Source organism: Pseudomonas sp. 05L36, from assembly GCF_056398125.1.
On the sequence record NZ_JBFTOU010000013.1, the window covers coordinates 1 to 20,200 of the forward strand.

Below are 20,200 nucleotides of genomic sequence, written 5' to 3' on the forward strand. Positions count from 1 at the left end.
GGTCGTGGCGCAGCAAAAGCAGGCCATTGTCAAAGCCGAGGAGGCACTGCGCATGGAGAAGATGCTCGACTATCTGACCCGCAGTGGCGGGTTGGTCGAGCGGGTGAAGGAGGTGGTGTCTTGATGCCCCTGGTGCGTAGGGGCGATCCCCTACGCCCTGAGCCACCTATTAGCCGTTGATCAACGGCGAGGAAGCTTTCAAGGCCGTGCATGAGGCCATCGCCGCGGCTAAAGAGACCATTGATATCATCTGCTGGGGCTTTCAGCCGTCGATGTACTACATTCGCGATGGCAAAGCGTCGAGCATCGGCGAGTTGCTCATGGCCAAGGCCAAAAAAGGCGCCAAGGTTCGGGGGGGCGCTGGAAGTGTTCGACGCGTTCGACGCGTTCGCGAGAATATGAAGATTGCCAACTTGTCCCTGAGCGATGGGCTCGGCATTAGGGAGCAGAACTGCGGCCAGTTCAGAGTGTAGCGGCCCAGTTTCTTTGGATCACTCTGTAGGAGCTGCCGCAGGCTTCGATCTTTTCATTTGGGATGTCGCTACAATCGGCTCATTTCCCCAGGAGCAGACTTCCATGAGCGCTTCCCACCGCCGTCCGGTTCCCTTGTCCAGGGCCTATCGTCTGCTCAATCATGGCCCGACCGTGCTGGTCAGCGCAGCCCACGGTGGCCGGCGCAATATCATGGCGGCAGCCTGGGCCATGCCGCTGGATTTCGAACCACCGAAAATTGCCGTGGTGCTGGACAAGTCCACCTGGACTCGCCAGTTGCTGGAGGCTTCGGGCACTTTTGTGCTGAACGTCCCGTGCGCTGCCCAGGCCGACATTGTGCAGACCGTCGGTTCGACCTCCGGCCTGGAGTTGACCCAGGGCCAGGGGCGCGACAAGTTTGAAACCTACGACTTGCAGACGTTCACCGGTCAGTCGGTTGATGCGCCGATGCTCGAAGGCTGCGTGGCCTGGCTGGAATGTCGCCTGTTGCCGGAGCCGAACAACCACCAGCAGTACGATCTGTTCCTGGCCGAAGTGATTGCCGCCCAGGCTGACGAGCGCGTGTTCAGCGAAGGCCGCTGGCACTTCGAAGGGCAAGATGCCTTGCGCACCTTGCACCATGTGGCGGGCGGGCACTTCCTGACCATTGGCGAGCCGGTGGACGGCAAGACCTTGCAGGTGTAAGCCGGTCAGCGCTCATATCCACACATCATTCTCGGCCGTGCGCTCACCACCTTCGTTGCCGGTGTTCAGTACACCCTTGGGTTCGATCAGCAGGAGTTTTACCTCCTGCTCGGCACAGGGCTTGTGCTCGACGCCTTTGGGCACCACGTACATTTCCCCGGCGTTGACCAGCACGTGGCCATCGCGAAAATCGATGCGTAACTGGCCTTCCAGAACGATGAAGGTTTCGTCGGTATCGAGGTGGTCGTGCCAGATGAAGTCTCCCAGCAGCTTCACCACCTTGAACTGGTAGTCGTTCATTTCGGCGATGACCCGGGGCGACCAGTGGGAATCGATCCGGCTGATTTTTTCAGCGAAGTTCAGGCTTTCGTAAGCGTTCATGAAACAGCTCTCGCAGTGGTTGGTGAACCCACGATAGCCAGCGACTCAACGCGCTTCTTGTACGATTGTGCGTGGCTCAACGGCGCTGCATGTTCATCCAGCGGGCCGGTGACAGGCCATAGGTTTTGCTGAATTGCCGCGTCATGTGGCTCTGGTCGGTGAAGCCTGCGATCAGCGCGGCGCTGACCAGGCTCTGCCCCTGAATCAGCAGCGCACGGACCATGTCCAGGCGGCGCATGGTCAGGTAGCGGTAGGGGCTGGTGCCGAACAACAGGCGAAAATCCCGGGACAGGCTCCAGCGATCCCGACCACTGTGCTGCGCCAGTTCATCCAGGGTCACGGTGCGATCCAGAGCGCCGTGGATGTATTCCCGCGCACGCTGCGCGGCCACGTAATCAAAACCCGAGCGTTTGCCCGGCGCACCGGAAACCGTGCTCATGGCTTGCGCCAGATCGAACAGCGCGTCCTGTTCTTCCAGTGGATCGAGCGGGCAATCCAGGCTGCGCAGCAACGCGCCCGTGGCGGCGAACAAGCGGGGATCGTTCGACAGCCCGGTCTTGATGAATGGCAGCGCTTGCCCGCCGAGCATCTGCTGGATCAGCGCCGGTTCGATGTACATCATCCGGTACTGGAAGCCGGACTCTGTGCCGGCCTCGCCATCGTGGGCTTCGTCCGGGTGCAGCACGATCGTTGCGCCGGGCAGGCTGTGACGCCAGCCGCCGCGATATTGAAAACTCTGCACCCCGGCCAGGGTGTGGCCGATGGCATAGGTGTCGTGGCGGTGAAGGTCGTAGCCATGGCCGGAAAAAAACGCCTCGAAACGCTGCAGCCCGCCGACATCGGGCGCGCGATGGAACCAGTCATTGCGAGGCGGACGCTTGGCCATGGTGATGATTGTCTTGAGCTTGATGCGCAACACGGTAACCCAGTCAGCGGTTCTCTGTCTTCTGATCGGAAGGCGATTTGTCCGCTAGAAAACCAAGGGCTAATGCTGCACTGTGGGGCGCATTCTCTATAGGTCGTTTTTTATTTTTCAGGATGAGGCCAGGTCATGAGCAAGCTGCGCGTGGGGATCATTTTCGGGGGCCGTTCGGCCGAGCATGAGGTGTCGCTGCAGTCGGCGAAAAACATCGTCGATGCGCTGGATCGTTCACGCTTCGAGCCGGTGCTGATTGGCATCGACAAACAAGGCCACTGGCACCTCAACGACCCTTCGAATTTTTTGCTGAACCAGGAAAACCCGGCGCTGATCGCCCTCAATCAATCCAATCGTGAACTGGCGGTGGTGCCGGGTAAAGCCAGCCAGCAACTGGTGGAAACCTCCAGCCAGGAATTGCTCGGCCACGTCGATGTGATCTTCCCGATTGTCCACGGCACCCTCGGGGAAGACGGTTGCCTACAAGGCTTGCTGCGCATGGCCGATCTGCCGTTTGTCGGCTCCGATGTGCTCGGCTCGGCCGTGTGCATGGACAAGGACATCAGCAAGCGCCTGCTGCGCGATGCCGGCCTGGCCGTGACGCCGTTCGTGACATTGACCCGCGCCACGGCGGCGCGCACCGGGTTTGCCGAGATGCGGGGCAAGTTGGGTTTGCCGCTGTTCGTCAAACCGGCGAATCAAGGTTCTTCCGTGGGCGTGAGCAAGGTCACCGACGAGGCTGAGTACATTGCTGCGGTGGCGTTGGCCTTGAGTTTCGATACCAAGGTGTTGATCGAATCTGCCGTCAGCGGCCGCGAGATTGAGTGCGCAGTGCTCGGCAATGAAGACGCCATCGCCAGTGGCTGCGGCGAGATCGTGGTGCGCAGCGGGTTCTATTCCTACGACAGCAAATACATCGACGACGCGGCGGCTGAAGTGGTGGTGCCGGCCAATATCAGCGTCGAGGCCAGCGAGCGCATTCGCGCCTTGGCCGTCGAGGCATTCCAGGTGCTGGGCTGCTCCGGCCTGGCCCGCGTCGACGTGTTCCTGACCGACAGCGGCGAAGTGCTGATCAATGAAATCAACTCGCTGCCCGGCTTCACCCGCATCAGCATGTACCCGAAACTGTGGCAGGCCACCGGCATGACCTACAGCGAACTGGTGACGCGACTGATCGAGCTGGCGCTGGAAAAGCACCATGTTCGGCAGGGGTTGAAGATCAGTCGATAAGTGAGCGGCTGATTTTCGCTTGCTCATAAAACAAAAGGGCCTACCCATCGGTAAGCCCTTTCTCATTCCCGCGTACGACTCAATCCCCCAACGCTTGCCCCTCACGCCGCGGATCGGCCCCGCCTGTCAGCGACGCTTTGCCTTGGGCATCCTTGACCCGAACAATCGCCTGGGTCCCGCTGGTCATGTCGATTTCGCTCACGCTGTGCCCTTTGTCTTTCAGCGCCTGAACCAGCGTCGGGCTGAACTGCCCCTGTTCCAGTTCGGTCGGGCCGTTGCGGCTGCCGAAGTTGGGCAGGTTAATGGCGGCTTGGGCATCGAGGTTCCAGTCGAGCAGGCCGATGGTGGATTTGGCCACGTATTCGATGATTTGCGAGCCGCCGGGGGAACCGACGGTGGCGAGGAATTCGCCGCTCTGGCGGTCGAAGATCAGGGTCGGGGCCATGGAAGAGCGCGGGCGTTTGCCGGGTTCGACGCGGTTGGCGACTTTTTGCCCGTTTTCCTCGGGGATGAATGAGAAGTCGGTCATCTCGTTGTTGAGCATGAAACCCTGAACCATGATGTGCGAGCCGAACGCTGACTCGATGGTGGTGGTCATCGACACGGCACCGCCGGCGTCATCGACGGCCACCACTTGCGAGGTGGAAATCCGCAGCGGCGAACGGTCCGGCGCATAGGCCACCCGGATGCCCGGCGGAGTGCCGGGTTTGGCCGTGCCCATGCTACGTTCGCCAATCAGGGCGGCGCGGCTGGTGAGGTAGGCCGGGTCGACCAGGCCCTTGACCGGCACGGGTACAAAGTCTGTGTCGGCGACGTACTGAGCTCGGTCGGCGTAGGCCAGGCGCTCGGCTTCAGAGATCAGGTGCACGGCTTGCGGGACGGGTTCGATGCCGGCCGGGGCCGCGGTCTTGACCGGTTTCAGCGGCGCCAGCGCCAGGCGCTTGTCGCGAGTCTCCAGGGCTTGCAGCGTGCCGAGGATCTGCGCCACGGCGATCCCGCCCGACGATGGCGGCGGCATGCCGCAGACTTGCCAGCGCTTGTAGTCGGTGCACAGCGGCGCGCGCTCCTTGGCCTGGTAGTTGGCGAGGTCGGTCAGGGACAGGCTGCCGGGGTTGGCGTGGCCCTGAACCTTGGCCGCGATTTCCTCGGCGACCGGGCCTTTGTACAGGGCATCGGGACCTTCATGGGCGATGCGTTTGAACACGGCGGCCAAAGCCGGGTTCTTCAGGTTTGTGCCGACGGCTTTTGGGCTGCCATCGGCATTTCGGAAGTAAGCCATCACTTCCGCTGAATGCGGCATGGACGAATCCGCGGCGATCAACTGGTGCAGGCGTGGCGAAATGGCGAAGCCTTGTTCGGCGAGCTGGATGGCCGGTTCAAACAGTTGTGCCCAGGGCAGGCGTCCGTGTTTTTGATGGGCCAGTTCCAGAGCGCGCAGCACGCCCGGCGTACCCACTGAGCGCCCACCAATCTGCGCCTGGGTGAAGCCCATCGGTTGTCCGTTGGCCTGCAGGAAAAGCTTCTCGGTGGCGCCGGCCGGGGCGGTTTCACGTCCGTCGTAGGTGCGCACGGCTTTGCCATCCCAGAGTACGATCAATGCGCCGCCACCGATGCCCGAAGACTGTGGCTCGACCAGCGTCAACACCGCTTGCATCGCAATCGCGGCATCGATGGCCGAGCCGCCCCGGCGCAGCATCTCTCGCCCGGCTTCGGCCGCCAGTGGGTTGGCCGCCGCTGCCATGTATTTCTCGGCGTGCTGGGTGCGCAAGTCGGTGCGGAAACCGGTAGCGCTTTCCGGTGCGAGCGGCAGCGTCGGCAGCGAAGTGTTGTGGCACGCGGCCAGGCTCAAGGCACTGGCGAGCAGAATCAGGGCTGGCAGGCGATAGCGGCGCAAAGGGAAGGTTGAGAACACGTGGGGTACTCCGTCCGTTGGATCTACGATCAATGGACTTTATCGGCCGACCGGGAGGGAAGCAAACCAGGTCCCACGGCACCGACGTTTTTGTCCTTCATCAATGGCAGGATTTTCTGTAGGGTCGTTGCCAACAGACAGGCCAGAAGATCAACAAGAGGCAGACATGCAGACCGAGTTTCCCACCCAGCCGAGTTATCGCACTCAGCGCGAACAGTTTCTGGCGGCAGCGACTGCCGCAGGCGCAACCTTGACCGAGTATCCACACCCGCTCAAAGGGCCGTTTGGTGAGCCCTTGAGCACGGATGTGGCGCTATTGGGTGAGCCGGGCGCCAAGCGCCTGTTGATTGCGTTGAGCGGCACTCACGGGGTCGAAGGCTTCTACGGCTCGGGCTGCCAGATCAAATGGCTGCAGGAGTTGGGCAAGCGTTCCCTGCCAACGGATGTCGCCGTAGTCATGATCCATGCCATCAACCCTTGGGGCATGGCGTGGTTGCGCCGGGTCAACGAAGACAACATCGACTTGAACCGCAATCACCTGGATTTCCAGCGACCGCTGCCAGACAACCAGGCCTACAACGCCCTGCATGAAATCTATGCCTGCCCGCAGTTGCGCGGTCCGCAGCGTGATCGTGCCGATGCCTTGCTCGACGAGCAGATCCGCCTGCACGGCTGGCCGGCAGTCATGTCGATTGTCGAGGGCGGTCAGCATGCTCATCCCGACGGCCTGTTTTTCGGCGGGCTGGCGCCGAGCTGGTCAAACCGCACGCTGCACAAGATCGTGCAAAAGCACGCGGCCCATGCCGAGGTCGCCATGTGTTTCGACTTGCACACGGGCGCTGGCGAGTACGGTCATCCGATGTTGTTGACCATCACCGAGTCCGCCTATCCGGCGCTGGCGGATGCGCAGGCGATTTATGGCCCGTGGCTCTACAGCCTGCAAACCGGTGCCGACACCCTGAGCGAAACCGGCGTGGCCGCAACGGCCACCGGCTACACCTCGCAGGCGCTGATCAATGCGCTGCCACAGGTGCGGCTGATGCCGTTTGTCATTGAGTGCGGGACTTACCCAGGGCCGGACGTTCACCGTCATCTGCGCGATGATCACTGGCTGCATCTGCATGGCAACCCGAATGACGCAACAGGGCGCGAGATCAAGCTGAATCTGCTCGAGCAGTTCTATCCCGCGGACAGCGATTGGCAGGCGATGGTCTGGCTGCGGACGTGGCAGATCTGGGAGCGGGCGTTGTCTGCATTGCCGGCAGTGTAGGAGCGAGCTTGCTCGCGATGGTCGTTAACGATAACGCGTGTTTACTGGTTAAACGCGGCGCTCTTGAGTTCATCGTCGGAACGCCGCCCGGAGCAAGCTCGCTCCTACAGGCATAAAAAAACGGCTTACCTTGCGGTAAGCCGTTTTTAGTACTTGGTGGCTACACAGGGACTTGAACCCCGGACCCCAGCATTATGAATGCTATGCTCTAACCAACTGAGCTATGTAGCCAAGTGGCGCGCATTATTCACCGGTAACGGGGATGCGTCAAGCATAAATCTAAAATATTTCTCTGCGCTTTCAACCGTTTATCAAAATCTATCCTCTGAGCAGGGGTGAAGGGCAGCGCTGGAACCAGCGACTGGCCTGTTCGTACGCGTGCGCCAGTTGCAGGACAGCGAAGTCGGCCTGGTGTCTGCCGATGATTTGCAGGCCCATGGGCAGGCTGCTGGCGTTGAAGCCGACCTGTACGTTAGCCACCGGGCAACCGGACAAGGTGCCGGGAATCACCACCTCCATCCAGCGGTGATAAGTGTCCATGGTCACGCCTTCGATGGTGGCGGGCCACGGTTGGATTTTATCGAACGGGAACACCTGGGCGCTGGGCAGCAGCAGGTAGTCGTATTTTTCGAACAGCCTGGAGATCGCCCGATACCAGTCGCTGCGCGTCACCGAGGCGGCAAACACCTCGGTGGCCGAGAGTTTCAGGCCGTTCTCCACTTCCCAGCAGGCTTCCGGTTTCAACAGCGCACGTTTTTGCGGGTCGGCATAGGTCGCGCCCAACGAGCCGGCGACCATCCAGTGACGCAACGTCCGCCAACTGCTCCACAGCTTCTCTGGCGCGAATTCGGACTGTACGGGTTCGATATGGCAACCCAGGCTTTCGAAATCGCCGAAGGCCTTTTCGCACAATGAGAGGATGCCTTTTTCCATCGGCAGATAGCCGTTGAAGTCGCCGAGCCAGCCCAGACGAGTGCCTTTGAAGTCCCGATCCAGTGGTGCTGCAAAGGCGCTGCCGGACTCGGCAATGGACAGTGGCGCCCGCGTATCGGCCCCGGCCTGCACCGACAACAGCAACGCTGCATCGCGCACGCTGCGAGCCATGGGGCCTTCGTAGCCGAGCTGATCGATAAACAGATCAGCGCTGTCATCGAAGGGCACGCGGCCCTGTGACGGACGGAAGCCGAAGATGTTGTTGAAGGCGGCCGGGTTGCGCAGCGAGCCCATCATGTCGCTGCCGTCGGCCACCGGCACCAGGTGCATGGCCAGCGCCGCCGCCGCGCCCCCGCTGCTGCCGCCGGCGGTCTTGCTCGGGTCGTAGGCGCAACCGGTCGCGCCGAACAGCGGGTTATAGCTTTGCGAGCCGAGACCGAATTCCGGGGTGTTGCTCTTGCCGATGATGATCGCGCCGGCGGCCTTGATGCGCTCGACCATGATGCCGTCGCGCTCGGGGATGAAGTCCTTGTACAGCGGCGAACCCAGTGTGGTGCGGATGCCCCGGGTCAGGGACAAGTCCTTGATGGCGTGGGGCAGGCCGTGCATCCAGCCCCTGTATTGACCACGAGCCAGTTCGGCATCGCGGATATCTGCCTGGGCCAGCAGGTCTTCTGGCGCTTGCAGGCTCACCAGCGCATTGACCAGCGGGTTGAAGCGTTCGATGTGGGCAAGATAAGTCTGCATCACTTCCCGGCAGGAAACCTGGCGCAGGCGGATGCGTTCGGCGAGCTCGTGGGCCTGCAACAGGACCAGTTCGCTGATGTTATTAGAGTTCATTGCAAGCGGCCTTTCAGACGGCTGGAAAAACGCCCCGCCATCGCGTCGGGGCGGTAGAGATCAACGCATCAGGTTGGTCCAGAGACGGTCGGCCAGGCGGATCGCGCCTTCGCCGCAGGTCTTGCTGAACACCACGTTGGTGCCTTCGGGAATGTGCAGCTCCGGCGCGTCCTTCAGGCCCGCATCGAGGAAGGGTTCCACACCCTTGATCGGGCTCTGGTGCTTGAGGAAGTTCTGGGTCATCGCCGCGTTTTCAGGCTGGCTGAGGAACGCGATGAAGGCCTTGGCGTTCGCCGGGTTCTTGCTGCCGGTCGGGATGACCATGTTGTCGACCCAGGCCAGCACACCTTCTTTCGGGTAGAGATACTTCAGGCTCGGTTTCATCTCCCGGGCGCGCATCGACGAGCCGCCCCAGAAGGTCGACATGTCGATTTCACCCGAGGCGAGGTTTTCGCGGATCGAGCCGGCCTTGGAACTGTAGGTCTTGACGAAGGGTTTCTGCGCCTTGAGCAGGGTCAGGATTTGCTGCATCTGCTTCGGGTCTTCACTGCACAGCGGAATGTTCAGGTACAGGCTGGCCATGTCCACCACGTCGCTGACCGAGTCGAACATGTTGATCCGCCCTTGCAGTTCGGCCGGCGGCTCGTAAAGCGCCTTGAGGCTGTCGGTGGGGCCCTTGTAGCGCTCGGTGTTGAGCACCACGCTGGTGGTGCCCCAGATGAACGGCACGGAGTAGGCGCCTTCCGGGTCCCAGGTGGGTTTTTTCAGGTTGTCGACGACGCTGGCGTAGTAGGGCTCGTTGACCGGGTCGAAACGCTCCAGCAGTTTTTCCTTGATCAGGATCGGCACGAACTGGTGCGAGGGGATCGCCACGTCATAACCGGCACCGCCCTGTTTCAATTTGGCCAGCAGGGTTTCGTTGGAATCGTAGGAATCGACGGTGACTTCGATGCCGGTCTGCTTCTGGAATTTGGCGAGAATCTCCGGCGAAAAGTAACCGCTCCAGCTCACCACGTTGAGCTTTTCCGCGGCCTGAACGCTGCCGGCCATGGTCAGCGGTAAAGTCAGGAACAACGAAGTGCCGATGCTTGCAATCAACTTGCTCATGCTATTTCCCCACAGTGCGTAGAAGGTTCAGGATTTCTTTTTGCCCAGCAGATAAGAGAGCGTGACGAACAGCACCGAGACGCCCAGGATCAGGGTCGAGACGGCGTTGACGTCCGGTGTCACGCCCATGCGCAACAGGCCGAAGATGAAGATCGGCAAGGTGGTGGTGCCGGCCTGGGAGACCATCATCGAGATCACGAAGTTATCCAGCGACACGATGAAGGCCAGCATCAGCCCGGAGAAAATCCCCGGCATCAGCAGCGGCAAGGTGACCTTGCGGAAGGTCCGCCATGGGCCGGCATACAGGTCGGCCGAGGCCTGTTCCAGGGACAGGTCCATGTCGTTCAGGCGTGCCCGTATCGGCAGAAAGGCAAACGGAATACAGAACACCGTGTGCGCGATGATCAGGTTGCCGTAGCCCAGGGACAGGCCGATGGTGGAGAACAGCGCGAGGGTGGCGACGCCGACCACGATTTCCGGCAGCACCAGGGGCAACATGATCGCGCCCATGGACAGTTGCAGGCCCTTGAACTTCGCACCCCGTGAAGTGCCGAGGGCGGCGAGGGTGGCGATGGCCGTGGCGACCATGCTGGCGCAGACCGCGATCAACAGGCTGTTGCCGGCCGCCTGGCGCAGGGCCTGGTTGGCGAAGGCCGCGCGATACCAGTCGAGGCTGAAACCGGTCCACACCGTGGCCGACTGGTTGGCGTTGAACGAGAACACCACCAGCACCACGATCGGTGCGTAGAGGTACAGGTAGAACAGGAAACTGAAGCCGCCGAAGCCGGGGAAGTCCTGCACGCCCAGCGTATTGCGTTTGAACAGGCCGATCATCACGCACCTCCTTTGGCGATGCGCTGGCGCTCGGCACGCAAGGCATAAACCGTCAGTACCAACATCACCGCCGCCATCAACACCAGCGAAAGCGCCGCGCCGAATGGCCAGTTACGCGCATCGCTGAACTGGCGGAAGATCAGGTTGCCGAGCATCATCCGCGTGCCGCCGCCGAGCAGTTCCGGGGCGATCATCGCGCCCAGGCAAGGCACGAAGGTGAGGATGGCGCCGGCGAGAATTCCTGGTTTGGCGATCGGTAACACCACCTTGCGCAAGGTTCGAACGCGTCCGGCGTAGAGGTCCTGAGCGGCCTCGAGCAGGCGGATGTCCATTTTTTCCAGGGTGGCGTAGATCGGCAGCACCACGAAGGGCGCGTAGGTGTAAACCAGCCCCAGCAGCACTGCGCCGTCGGTGTAGAGCAGTTGCAATGGCTGGTCGATGACCCCGAGGCCCATCAGGCTGTTGTTGATCACCCCGGTGTTGCGCAGCAGCAGAATCCACGCATAGGTGCGGATCAGCAGGTTGGCCCAGAACGGCACGGTGATCAGGAAGATCAGCAGACCACGGCGATGGGCCGGTTGCATGGCCAGCCACACGGCCACCGGAAAACCGATCAACAGGGTAATGAGCGTGGTCAGCCCGGCGATACCTATCGAGCGCAGGGCGATGATCAGGTAGGAGTCGGCGAAGGCCAGGCTGTCATCCAGTTGCCGCTCGAACAGCAGCGAGGTGTAGGCGTCACTGCTGAATACCTTGTTCACCCCGCCGTAGGGGTTGGCCTCCATCAGCGAATAGCCGATGACGATCAGGATCGGCACGATCAAAAACAGGCCGATGGCGATCAGCGCGGGGCTGACACCGAGAAAGCTCTGGAAGGCCCGCCGACGTTCCAGGGGGTTGGCAATCGGTAAAGCGTGCATGGCAATTCCTCGTGCTCAATCGTGCAGGACGCTGGCGCTGCCCTGGTCGAACAACAGACCGGCCTGGCTGCCGACGGCGAAGCGTTTGCTCTGGTCGACGCAGTTGGGGGTGCGCACGGTGAGGCGCGAACCGTCGTTCAGGCTGACCTGGTATTGCAGGTCGGTGCCGAGGTAGATCTGCGCTTCGATCCGGCACGGCAGAGCGGTCTCAGTGGTGGCTGGCACCAGATGCAAACGCTCGGGGCGCACGGACAATGCGACGTTGGCGCCGACTCGCACATCGCTGCACGGCTGTGCAGGCAGCGGATGTCCGGCGGGGCCGGAGAACCAGGCCAGGCCGTCTTCGACGCGGGTGACCGTGCCTTCGATGAAGTTGGTCTCACCGATGAAGTCCGCGACAAAGCGATTGCGCGGGCGTTCGTAGATGTCTTCCGGACGACCGACCTGCTGCACCTCGCCTTCGGACAACACGGCGATGCGGTCGGACATGGTCAGGGCTTCTTCCTGGTCATGGGTGACGAAGATGAAGGTGATGCCGGTGCGGGCCTGAATGGTTTTCAGCTCTTCGCGCATGGCCTGGCGCAGCTTGAGGTCCAGCGCCGAGAGCGGTTCGTCGAGCAGCAAGACTTTGGGATGCGGCGCCAATGCACGAGCCAGGGCGACACGCTGTTGCTGACCGCCGGACAGTTGTGCCGGCTTGCGGTTGGCAAACCGCTCCATCTGCACCAGGGCGAGCATCTCGCGCACTCGTTCGGCCATTTGCGTTTTGTTCAGGACTTTGCCCATCGGGTGGGACTCAAGGCCGAAGGCCAGGTTCTCGGCGATGGTCATGTGCGGGAACAACGCGTAATGCTGGAACACCGTGTTGACGGGGCGCTGGAAGGGCGGGCGGTCGGCGATGTTTTCGCCGTAGAGCAGAATCTCGCCTTCGGTAGGGAATTCGAACCCGGCGATCATCCGCAGGAGCGTGGTTTTGCCGCAGCCCGAAGGGCCGAGAAGGGTAAAGAACTCGTTGTCGCGAATGTCCAGGTCGATGCTTTTGAGCGCCACCGGGCCAGTCTTTGGATCACCGTAGACTTTGCGCACTGAGCGGATGGACACCGCCAGCGTTTGCAGCGAATGCAGGGCATTCATGCGTTACCTCCGATTCCCCCATCGCCTGCACACATGCTGAAAACAGCTGTGTCGTCGGGCCATGGATATTATTTTTCTGGGCAGGATCGAGATTGCGTTCGGGTGTTGTAATCAGCTGTTTTTTTGTTCTGCTGTGGATCGATTATCAGCGAGGGGTTGCGGGGGCGAAACTTCAATTTTAACATAGGGGCTGTTAAAAAATTTAACAGCAGAAGGCGCCCGAAAACCATGCCTGACCACCGTTTGCCGCCGCTCAACGCGGTGCGTGCCTTTGATGCCGCGGCCCGGTTGGGCAGCTATGTCGAAGCCTCCAAGGCCCTGCACGTGACCCAGCCGGCCATCGGCCGTCACGTGAAGTTGCTGGAAGACTGGCTGGGCATCCAACTGTTCGAGCGCACCTCTCGCGGGGTCAACCTGACGACGGCGGGGGAGAAGTACCACCGCAAGATCACCGCCGCCTTGCAGCTGATCATCGAGGCCGGAAAAGAGGCGCAGCCCAAACACGCCGAGCGCTGGCTGCGCATCATGGTGGTGCCGGGGTTCGCCAAGCGCTGGCTGATGCCGCGCATCGAGGCCATGCGTCATCTGCGCCCGGGCTTGAAGTTCGCCATCGAACCCAATTCGACCTTTACCGAAGTGGATGGCAAAAGCGCTGACCTGGGCATCGTCTACGGGGTGGACGGCCAATATGCCCACTCGCGCACCAGCCTGATTTGTCCTCGGGTGTTTCCGATCTGCTCCCCCGATTATCTGGCCAGCGTCGAGCCCATCGACAGCCCCGCGGACCTGGTCAAACACAACCTGATCCACGTCGATGACGGCGAGTGGTGGAACCTGTGGTTCGCCGCCAACGACCTCGACATCCACCTCAATTCGGACATGCTCTACGTCAACAACGACCACGCGCTGTCGGTGGCCGAGAGCGGGCAGGGCATTGCGCTGGCCAACGAAGTGCTGGTGCGCGAAGAACTCCATAGCGGCAAGCTGGTGCGGGTGGTGGACGCGCAAGTGAAGCTGGAAAGCTACCGGGTGCTGACGCCGTCCGCCGAGCTCTCGGCGGACGTGGCGTGGTTTATCGACTGGCTCAAGACCGAGCTGGAGCAGGACTTCCCGGAAGCGGTGATCCGCGCCTGAGAAGTCCTGGCGGACTCAACTCAAGCGGAAGCGCCCGGTGTTGTCGCTGAGGGCCTTGCTGCCGTGGCTCAGGGTGTCCGCTGCCTGGTTCACCGCGCGGGCACCTTCAAGAAGGCGCACCGCCGCTTGATCGACCTGCTGGATGTTGCCGCTGACCTCGTCGGCGGTACTGGCCTGTTCCTCCACCGCCGTGGCGATTTGCGCCAGGGTATCGGTGACGCTCTGTACCGCGCTGGCGATCTCCCCGAGCCGTTCACCGAGGCCGGTGACCGCTTGTGCATCGCTCTCTGCCTGACTGCACGCGGCTTGCATCAGGCTGACGGCCTCATTCACCGTGTTGCGCAGGCTGTCGACCGTGCCGGCAATCTGTGCAGTCGACGATTGCGTGCGTTGGGACAGGCTGCGCACCTCATCGGCCACCACTGCGAAGCCGCGCCCTTGTTCGCCCGCCCGAGCCGCCTCGATGGCGGCGTTGAGGGCCAGCAGGTTGGTCTGCTCGGCGACACCGCGAATGGTGTCGACCACCAGTTGAATCTGCTGTCCCTGCTCGCTGACCCGTCCCAGCGCTGCCGCCGTTTCATTCAGGCGTTGATTGAGTTGCTGGATGCTCGCGGTGGTGCGCTGGCTGTCACGGCTGCTCTCGGCGGCAATGCGCCGGGTGTGCTGGGCGCTGCCGGACGCCTGTTCGCAACTGTGGGCCACCCCTTGTGAGGTGGCGGCCAGTTGTGTCGCCGCAGCGGCAATCTGGCTGATCTGCAACTGCTGGGCTTCGACTTCGCCCAGGGCGTCGCTGGAATGATGGTTGAGGGTTTGCACCGCGTTGCTCAGTTGCAGGGTTTCGTGATCCACCCCTTGAAGGCTGGTGCGCAGTTGCACCACGGCGACGTTCAGCGCGGTACTGATGACTGCCAGTTCGTCCCGGCCTTGAACCGGCACTTGCAGGCTCAGATTGCCATCGCGCAAGGCCTCGGCCAGCACCGTGATGCCGCTGGCGCTGCGGCGGATCGAGGCCTGCAAACAGATGAACAGATACAGCGCGGCCAACAGCAGGCAGCCCAACACGGCGGCCACCACAATGAACTGGCGGATCGCCGAGTCGTGGTAGTAATCCAGGCGTTGATCCAGTGACACCAGCGACTGCTGGCGCAACGAGGCTAGGTCGGAGAGCAGGGCATCGAGACTGCGCTCGAAGTCCTCCGGCTTGAGGTTGATGTTGCCGCCGAACACGCCGTCATCCAGTACCTTCAGACCGGTATCGAGGCGCTTGAGGCTGTCGTGGTATTGCCCGGCCCAGGTTTGCAGGGCGCTGGGCAAGCGCGCTTCGAGCAGGCCTGCGGTTTTCACCAGCTGCTCTCGCGCATCACCGATGCGGCTGCGCAAGTCGCGCAGTTGCAGGCGGCTTTGCAGGGTGAACTGCCCTGACACCACCGAGGCCTGACCCACCGCCGCCAGACGACCGACCCGTTCGATCAGGTCCGGCGCATGCTGGGTGGAAATCTGCGTCAGCAAATAAGTCTCCAGCCACGGTGCCAGCGTCAGGCGATTGTCCATGGCGATCTGTTCGCGCAAGGCTTGCAGGGCGCTCAAGGCGTTGGTGAAGCGATCATAGCCATCGGGCCACCAGCCAACGTTGCTCAGGTTTTTTGAGTCGAGGCCATCGAGGGCGGTTTGCAGGGCCTGATAACGCAACAGGGTTTCGCCCTCGGCGTTTTCTTTTTGCAGGGCGTTGCCCAACTCGGCAGTGGCCTGGCTGACGGCGGGCTGAACCGCATCGAAGGCGGCCATCGCGGCGAGGGTGGCGGGCGTTGGCTGGCGATTGGTTTCCGTGGCGCGCCACCGGGCGGCACGATCACGCTGGGCGCCGAGCAGGTCATCCAGCGCATCAAGCGCCAGCAGTTGCCGCACCCCGGCGCGTTCGCCGGAGATCAGGCTGAGTTTGTCGCGATAGTCCTGGCCGATCATCCACAGGCTGCCGGCCAGCGGCAGGATAAACAGCAGAAACAACAGCTGGAATTTGCGTGCGAAGCCGAAGCGCCCCAGCAGCCCGATCCCCGGTGATAAAAAAGCCTGCATGCCCCATGACTCCTCTGGACACCACGCACCATTGGCGTGCGCCGGAGGTTGTTGCCCCCGACTCGTGCCCTCTTAAAAGGCCTCGAAAGTTCACCCTTGTCCGCTCTGTAGGCCAACTCTGTGGCGAAACTTCCCATTCTTGGTCTCCTTTGTAAGGAGGCCGCGTTCAAGCAGACAAGGAAGGCAAGATTCAGACCATGGCTTTGCGCCATCAAGGTTGTGGCGATGAAAAACGAGGTCGTTAGCAGGCTAAGGGGATGGCGTTGCTGCACTGAAAAATGGCACATTGATGCATCTGCCTGTTTGTACCCACCTGTTGTACGGAAACCCCCATGGCTATCAGCAACGCCCAGTCCGGCTCAGTGCCGGCCTCCACTACGCCCCAAAGCAGTCCCCTGGTGATGCGCATCATCGGCGCGGTAGCGCTGGCGCATTTGATCAACGACCTGATCCAGTCGGTGCTGCCGTCGATCTATCCGATGCTCAAGGCCAACTATGGCCTGACCTTCACCCAGGTCGGCCTGATCACCCTGACGTTCCAGTTGACGGCCTCGCTGTTGCAGCCGTGGGTCGGTTACTACACCGACCGCCATCCCAAGCCGTGGTTGTTGCCGGCGGGGACGGTCTGCACCCTGGTTGGGATTCTGATGATGTCGGTGGTCGGCAGCTTTCCGTTGATTCTGCTGGCGGCAGGCTTGATCGGCATCGGTTCATCGACCTTCCACCCGGAAGCGTCCCGCGTGGCGCGCCTGGCTTCAGGCGGGCGCTTCGGGCTGGCGCAATCGACCTTCCAGGTCGGCGGTAATGCAGGCTCGGCGTTCGGCCCGTTACTGGCGGCGGCGATCATCATTCCCTATGGCCAAGGGCACGTGGCGTGGTTCGGCCTGTTCGCGGTGTTTGCGCTGTTCGTGCTCTACCGGATCAGCCGCTGGTACGCCAACCACTTGAACCTGTTCAAGCTCAAGCAAGGCCAGGCGGCGACTCACGGCCTGTCCAAGGGCCGAGTGACCAGCGCGTTGGTCGTGCTCGGATTGCTGGTGTTCTCCAAGTATTTCTACATGGCCAGCCTCACCAGCTACTTCACGTTCTACCTGATCGAGAAGTTCGACCTGTCGGTGGCCAGCTCGCAGCTGCACCTGTTCCTGTTTCTCGGCGCAGTAGCCGCGGGGACATTCTTTGGCGGGCCGATTGGCGACAGGATCGGGCGCAAGGCAGTGATCTGGTTCTCGATCCTCGGTGTTGCACCCTTCACACTGCTGCTGCCCCATGTCGACCTGTTCTGGACCAGCATCCTCAGCGTGGTCATCGGCTTCATCCTCGCCTCGGCGTTCTCGGCCATCGTGGTGTACGCCCAGGAACTGGTGCCGGGTAATGTCGGGATGATCGCCGGGGTATTCTTCGGCTTGATGTTCGGCTTCGGCGGGATTGGCGCGGCGCTGCTTGGGCATTTGGCGGACATTCGCGGTATCGAATACGTGTACTACCTGTGTTCGTTCCTGCCGTTGTTCGGGGTGTTGGCGATCTTCCTGCCGCGCACGAAGAAGACCTGACCCAACACAAATCCCTGTGGGAGCGAGCTTGCTCGCGATGACGGTGTATCAGCTTGCAGATCAGTTGGCTGACAGTCCGCTATCGCGAGCAAGCTCGCTCCCACAGTGGTTCGGTGGTGTGGCGGATGAATGTATCAGGCACAAAAAAGCCGCGTATCAAACGCGGCTTTTTCTTGGGCGTTGCGGCTTACACGTTGAAGCGGAAGTGCATCACGTCGCCGTCTTTGACGATGTAGTCCTTGCCTTCCAGACGCCATTTACCGGCTTCCTTGGTACCGGCTTCGCCCTTGTATTGGATGAAGTCGTTGTAGGCGATCACTTCGGCGCGGATGAAGCCTTTTTCGAAGTCGGTGTGGATCACGCCAGCGGCTTGTGGTGCGGTGGCGCCGACGCGGACGGTCCAGGCGCGGACTTCTTCGACACCAGCGGTGAAGTAGGTCTGCAGGTGCAGCATTTCGTAGCCGGCACGGATCACGCGGTTCAGGCCAGGCTCTTCGAGGCCCAGGGCTTCGAGGAACATGTCTTTCTCTTCGCCGTCATCGAGTTCGGCGATTTCCGCTTCGATCTTGTTGCACACCGGTACAACCACGGCGCCTTCTTCTTCAGCGATGGCGCGTACAACGTCCAGGTGCGGGTTGTTCTCGAAACCGTCTTCAGCGACGTTGGCGATGTACATGACCGGCTTGGTGGTCAGCAGGTGGAAGCCCTTGATCACCGCTTTCTCGTCGGTGCCCATGTTCTTCATCAGGCTGCGCGCTGGCTTGCCTTCGGTGAAGTGAGCGATCAGTTGCTCCAGCAGGCCTTTCTGGACCACTGCATCCTTGTCACCGCCCTTGGCGTTACGCGCGACTTTCTGCAGTTGCTTCTCGCAGCTGTCGAGGTCGGCGAAGATCAGTTCCAGCTCGATGATTTCGATGTCGCGTTTCGGGTCGACGCTGTTGGAAACGTGAATCACGTTCTCGTCTTCGAAGCAGCGGACCACGTGGGCGATGGCATCGGTTTCACGGATGTTGGCCAAAAACTTGTTGCCCAGGCCTTCGCCTTTCGACGCACCGGCTACCAGGCCCGCAATGTCGACGAACTCCATGGTGGTCGGCAGGATGCGCTTTGGATTGACGATGGCTGCCAGAGCTTCCAGACGCGGATCCGGCATCGGCACGATACCGCTGTTCGGCTCGATGGTGCAGAAGGGGAAGTTCTCGGCCGCGATCCCGGATTTGGTCAGGGCGTTGAACAGGGTGGACTTGCCGACGTTAGGCAGGCCGACGATGCCGCAATTGAATCCCATGGTGTTTCCCCTCGGATAAGAGTCAGGCCTTCTGGCTGTGCAGGTTTTTCATCGCGCGGTTCCATTCCCCGGCGAGGATATCCGGCAGCACGCCGAGGGCAAAGTCGATGCTGGCATCGAGTTTTTCCTGTTCGGCGCGTGGCGCACGACCCAGGACGAAATTTGAAACCATACTGGCAACGCCCGGGTGGCCAATGCCAAGCCGCAAGCGATGAAAGGTATTCTGATTGCCCAGTTGCGCAATGATGTCGCGCAACCCGTTGTGACCGCCATGGCCGCCGCCCTGCTTGAGCTTGGCAACGCCGGGTGGCAGGTCGAGTTCGTCGTGCGCCACGAGGATTTCTTCAGGCGTGATGCGGAAGAAACCGGCGAGTGCCGCTACGGCCTGGCCGCTGCGGTTCATGTACGTGGTGGGAATCAGCAGACGAACATCCTGACCCTGATGCGAATAGCGCCCGGTCAGGCCAAAATATTTGCGGTCCGCCACAAGGTTCACGCCTTGTGCGTTCGCGATGCGCTCAACAAAAAGGGCCCCTGCGTTATGCCGGGTCTGTTCGTATTCAGCGCCTGGATTTCCCAGGCCAACGATCAGTTTGATGGCAGTCACGATAGGGGCCCTTCATTGGAGTGGTGGAAAACATCGCCGCAATCAGGGAGAGCGGCGAAAGTGGACGAAAATTGCTCATTTACCATGATGTAAACTCCGCGTTCTCGCCCGCTTTCTCGCTATGCTCTAGTCCGCGATGTTTCCGGTCACTCCGGCGTACAGAGTAAAATTACTCTGCAGCGCCTTCTGCAGCTTCTGGAGCAACACGTGGAGCGTGGACGTTGGCAACAGCCTTGTCATCGCCGTGTGCCAGGGCCACGAACTCAACGCCTTTAGGAGCCTTGAGGTCCGACAGGTGAATGATCGAACCGATTTCAGCGTTAGCCAGGTCGACTTCGATGAACTCAGGCAGATCTTTCGGCAGGCAGGAAACTTCGATCTCGGCAACAACGTGCGAGATTTCGCCGCCTTTCTTGGTCGGTGCTTCTTCGTTGATGAAGTGCACTGGAACGATAGCGGTCAGTTTCTGGCCAGCTACTACGCGTACGAAGTCAGCGTGCATCACGTGGCCTTTGGCCGGGTGACGCTGCAGGGCTTTGATCACGACGTTCTGCTTGGTGCCACCAACGTTCAGCTCGATGATGTGGCTGTAAGCCGCTTCGTTTTCGAGCAGTTTGGCAACTTCTTTGGCCAGCATGCTGATGGATTCAGGGGCTTTTTCGCCACCGTAAACTACAGCTGGAACCAGGCTTGCGAGACGACGCAGGCGGCGGCTCGCACCTTTCCCCAGGTCGGAACGCACTTCAGCATTCAGGGTAAAATCGTTCATGTTGTATCTCCAAAATAACCACATTCGCCCCAGCGTTTGCGACCAGCGCTAAAGGCGATATGGGCAAAAAAGCCCCGCCCCGACAGGAATGCCGGGGCGGGGCGCTTTTCGTCAACGAGACATTTC

The 20,200-nt window shown here is 61.3% G+C and carries 17 protein-coding genes, 1 tRNA gene and 1 pseudogene; 6 read left to right on the forward strand and 13 right to left on the reverse strand.

Going from position 1 to position 20,200, the window contains the following annotated elements:
* Positions 1-173: 173 nt before the first annotated feature.
* Together AC1DKH_RS15375 and AC1DKH_RS15380 are read left to right on the forward strand one after the other, a co-directional pair.
* Positions 174-353, forward strand: a pseudogene (locus AC1DKH_RS15375) (phospholipase); the annotation flags it as partial.
* 223 nt (positions 354-576) lie between these two features.
* On the forward strand, positions 577-1,176 hold the full coding sequence (locus AC1DKH_RS15380) for a flavin reductase family protein (protein WP_477756074.1): 600 nt from the start codon (positions 577-579) through the stop codon (positions 1,174-1,176).
* Positions 1,177-1,188: 12 nt separating this feature from the next.
* Here AC1DKH_RS15380 and AC1DKH_RS15385 read toward each other — a convergent pair whose 3' ends face one another.
* Together AC1DKH_RS15385 and AC1DKH_RS15390 are read right to left on the reverse strand one after the other, a co-directional pair.
* The gene (locus AC1DKH_RS15385) at positions 1,189-1,557 is read right to left on the reverse strand and encodes a cupin domain-containing protein (RefSeq protein ID WP_477762622.1); all 369 of its coding nucleotides are present in this window, start codon (positions 1,555-1,557) and stop codon (positions 1,189-1,191) included.
* A 76-nt stretch (positions 1,558-1,633) separates the two neighbouring features.
* Positions 1,634-2,443 carry an AraC family transcriptional regulator gene (locus AC1DKH_RS15390; RefSeq protein WP_477798639.1) on the reverse strand — a complete coding sequence of 270 codons (810 nt, stop codon included), beginning with the start codon at positions 2,441-2,443 and terminating at the stop codon, positions 1,634-1,636.
* A 165-nt stretch (positions 2,444-2,608) separates the two neighbouring features.
* On the opposite strand from AC1DKH_RS15390, the gene ddlA reads away from it, so the two are divergent.
* On the forward strand, positions 2,609-3,703 hold the full coding sequence (ddlA, locus tag AC1DKH_RS15395; protein WP_477798594.1) for a D-alanine--D-alanine ligase: 1,095 nt from the start codon (positions 2,609-2,611) through the stop codon (positions 3,701-3,703).
* Between the two features lie 79 nt (positions 3,704-3,782).
* Here the strand turns inward: ddlA and ggt are convergent, their stop codons facing one another.
* Entirely contained in the window at positions 3,783-5,615 is a 1,833-nt protein-coding gene (gene ggt / locus AC1DKH_RS15400; protein ID WP_477798595.1) for a gamma-glutamyltransferase, read from the reverse strand.
* Positions 5,616-5,781: 166 nt separating this feature from the next.
* Between ggt and AC1DKH_RS15405 the strand changes: the two genes are divergently transcribed.
* On the forward strand, positions 5,782-6,885 hold the full coding sequence (locus tag AC1DKH_RS15405) for a DUF2817 domain-containing protein (RefSeq protein WP_477798596.1): 1,104 nt from the start codon (positions 5,782-5,784) through the stop codon (positions 6,883-6,885).
* Between the two features lie 154 nt (positions 6,886-7,039).
* On the opposite strand, the gene AC1DKH_RS15410 is transcribed toward AC1DKH_RS15405, so the two are convergent.
* From AC1DKH_RS15410 to AC1DKH_RS15435, 6 genes are all read right to left on the reverse strand, one after another.
* Positions 7,040-7,116: transfer RNA gene (locus AC1DKH_RS15410), tRNA-Met, on the reverse strand.
* An 87-nt stretch (positions 7,117-7,203) separates the two neighbouring features.
* Positions 7,204-8,658 carry an amidase gene (locus tag AC1DKH_RS15415; RefSeq protein WP_477798597.1) on the reverse strand — a complete coding sequence of 485 codons (1,455 nt, stop codon included), beginning with the start codon at positions 8,656-8,658 and terminating at the stop codon, positions 7,204-7,206.
* 60 nt (positions 8,659-8,718) lie between these two features.
* Complete coding sequence (locus tag AC1DKH_RS15420; RefSeq protein ID WP_477788578.1) at positions 8,719-9,765, reverse strand: ABC transporter substrate-binding protein; 1,047 nt, start codon at positions 9,763-9,765, stop codon at positions 8,719-8,721.
* Between the two features lie 27 nt (positions 9,766-9,792).
* On the reverse strand, positions 9,793-10,599 hold the full coding sequence (locus AC1DKH_RS15425; protein WP_007981818.1) for an ABC transporter permease: 807 nt from the start codon (positions 10,597-10,599) through the stop codon (positions 9,793-9,795).
* Positions 10,599-11,519, reverse strand: coding sequence for an ABC transporter permease (locus tag AC1DKH_RS15430; RefSeq protein WP_477762628.1), 921 nt, complete (start codon positions 11,517-11,519; stop codon positions 10,599-10,601). Before AC1DKH_RS15430 ends, AC1DKH_RS15425 begins: the two co-directional genes overlap by 1 nt.
* Before the next feature lie 15 nt (positions 11,520-11,534).
* Positions 11,535-12,653: an ABC transporter ATP-binding protein gene (locus AC1DKH_RS15435; protein ID WP_477798598.1), complete on the reverse strand. Its 1,119-nt coding sequence runs from the start codon at positions 12,651-12,653 to the stop codon at positions 11,535-11,537.
* Positions 12,654-12,881: 228 nt separating this feature from the next.
* On the opposite strand from AC1DKH_RS15435, the gene AC1DKH_RS15440 reads away from it, so the two are divergent.
* Positions 12,882-13,787, forward strand: a complete 906-nt coding sequence (locus tag AC1DKH_RS15440) for a LysR substrate-binding domain-containing protein (protein WP_477798599.1) — start codon at positions 12,882-12,884, stop codon at positions 13,785-13,787.
* 15 nt (positions 13,788-13,802) lie between these two features.
* Here AC1DKH_RS15440 and AC1DKH_RS15445 read toward each other — a convergent pair whose 3' ends face one another.
* Positions 13,803-15,860: a methyl-accepting chemotaxis protein gene (locus AC1DKH_RS15445; RefSeq protein WP_477798600.1), complete on the reverse strand. Its 2,058-nt coding sequence runs from the start codon at positions 15,858-15,860 to the stop codon at positions 13,803-13,805.
* Between the two features lie 332 nt (positions 15,861-16,192).
* Here AC1DKH_RS15445 and AC1DKH_RS15450 point away from each other — a divergent pair, with 332 nt between their 5' ends.
* Complete coding sequence (locus tag AC1DKH_RS15450) at positions 16,193-17,410, forward strand: MFS transporter (RefSeq protein WP_477754155.1); 1,218 nt, start codon at positions 16,193-16,195, stop codon at positions 17,408-17,410.
* 187 nt (positions 17,411-17,597) lie between these two features.
* Here the strand turns inward: AC1DKH_RS15450 and ychF are convergent, their stop codons facing one another.
* From ychF to AC1DKH_RS15465, 3 genes are all read right to left on the reverse strand, one after another.
* Entirely contained in the window at positions 17,598-18,698 is a 1,101-nt protein-coding gene (ychF, locus tag AC1DKH_RS15455) for a redox-regulated ATPase YchF (RefSeq protein WP_223501897.1), read from the reverse strand.
* A 22-nt stretch (positions 18,699-18,720) separates the two neighbouring features.
* Positions 18,721-19,305 carry an aminoacyl-tRNA hydrolase gene (gene pth / locus AC1DKH_RS15460; RefSeq protein ID WP_008153430.1) on the reverse strand — a complete coding sequence of 195 codons (585 nt, stop codon included), beginning with the start codon at positions 19,303-19,305 and terminating at the stop codon, positions 18,721-18,723.
* 169 nt (positions 19,306-19,474) lie between these two features.
* On the reverse strand, positions 19,475-20,074 hold the full coding sequence (locus tag AC1DKH_RS15465; protein ID WP_008046051.1) for a 50S ribosomal protein L25/general stress protein Ctc: 600 nt from the start codon (positions 20,072-20,074) through the stop codon (positions 19,475-19,477).
* Positions 20,075-20,200: the final 126 nt, after the last annotated feature.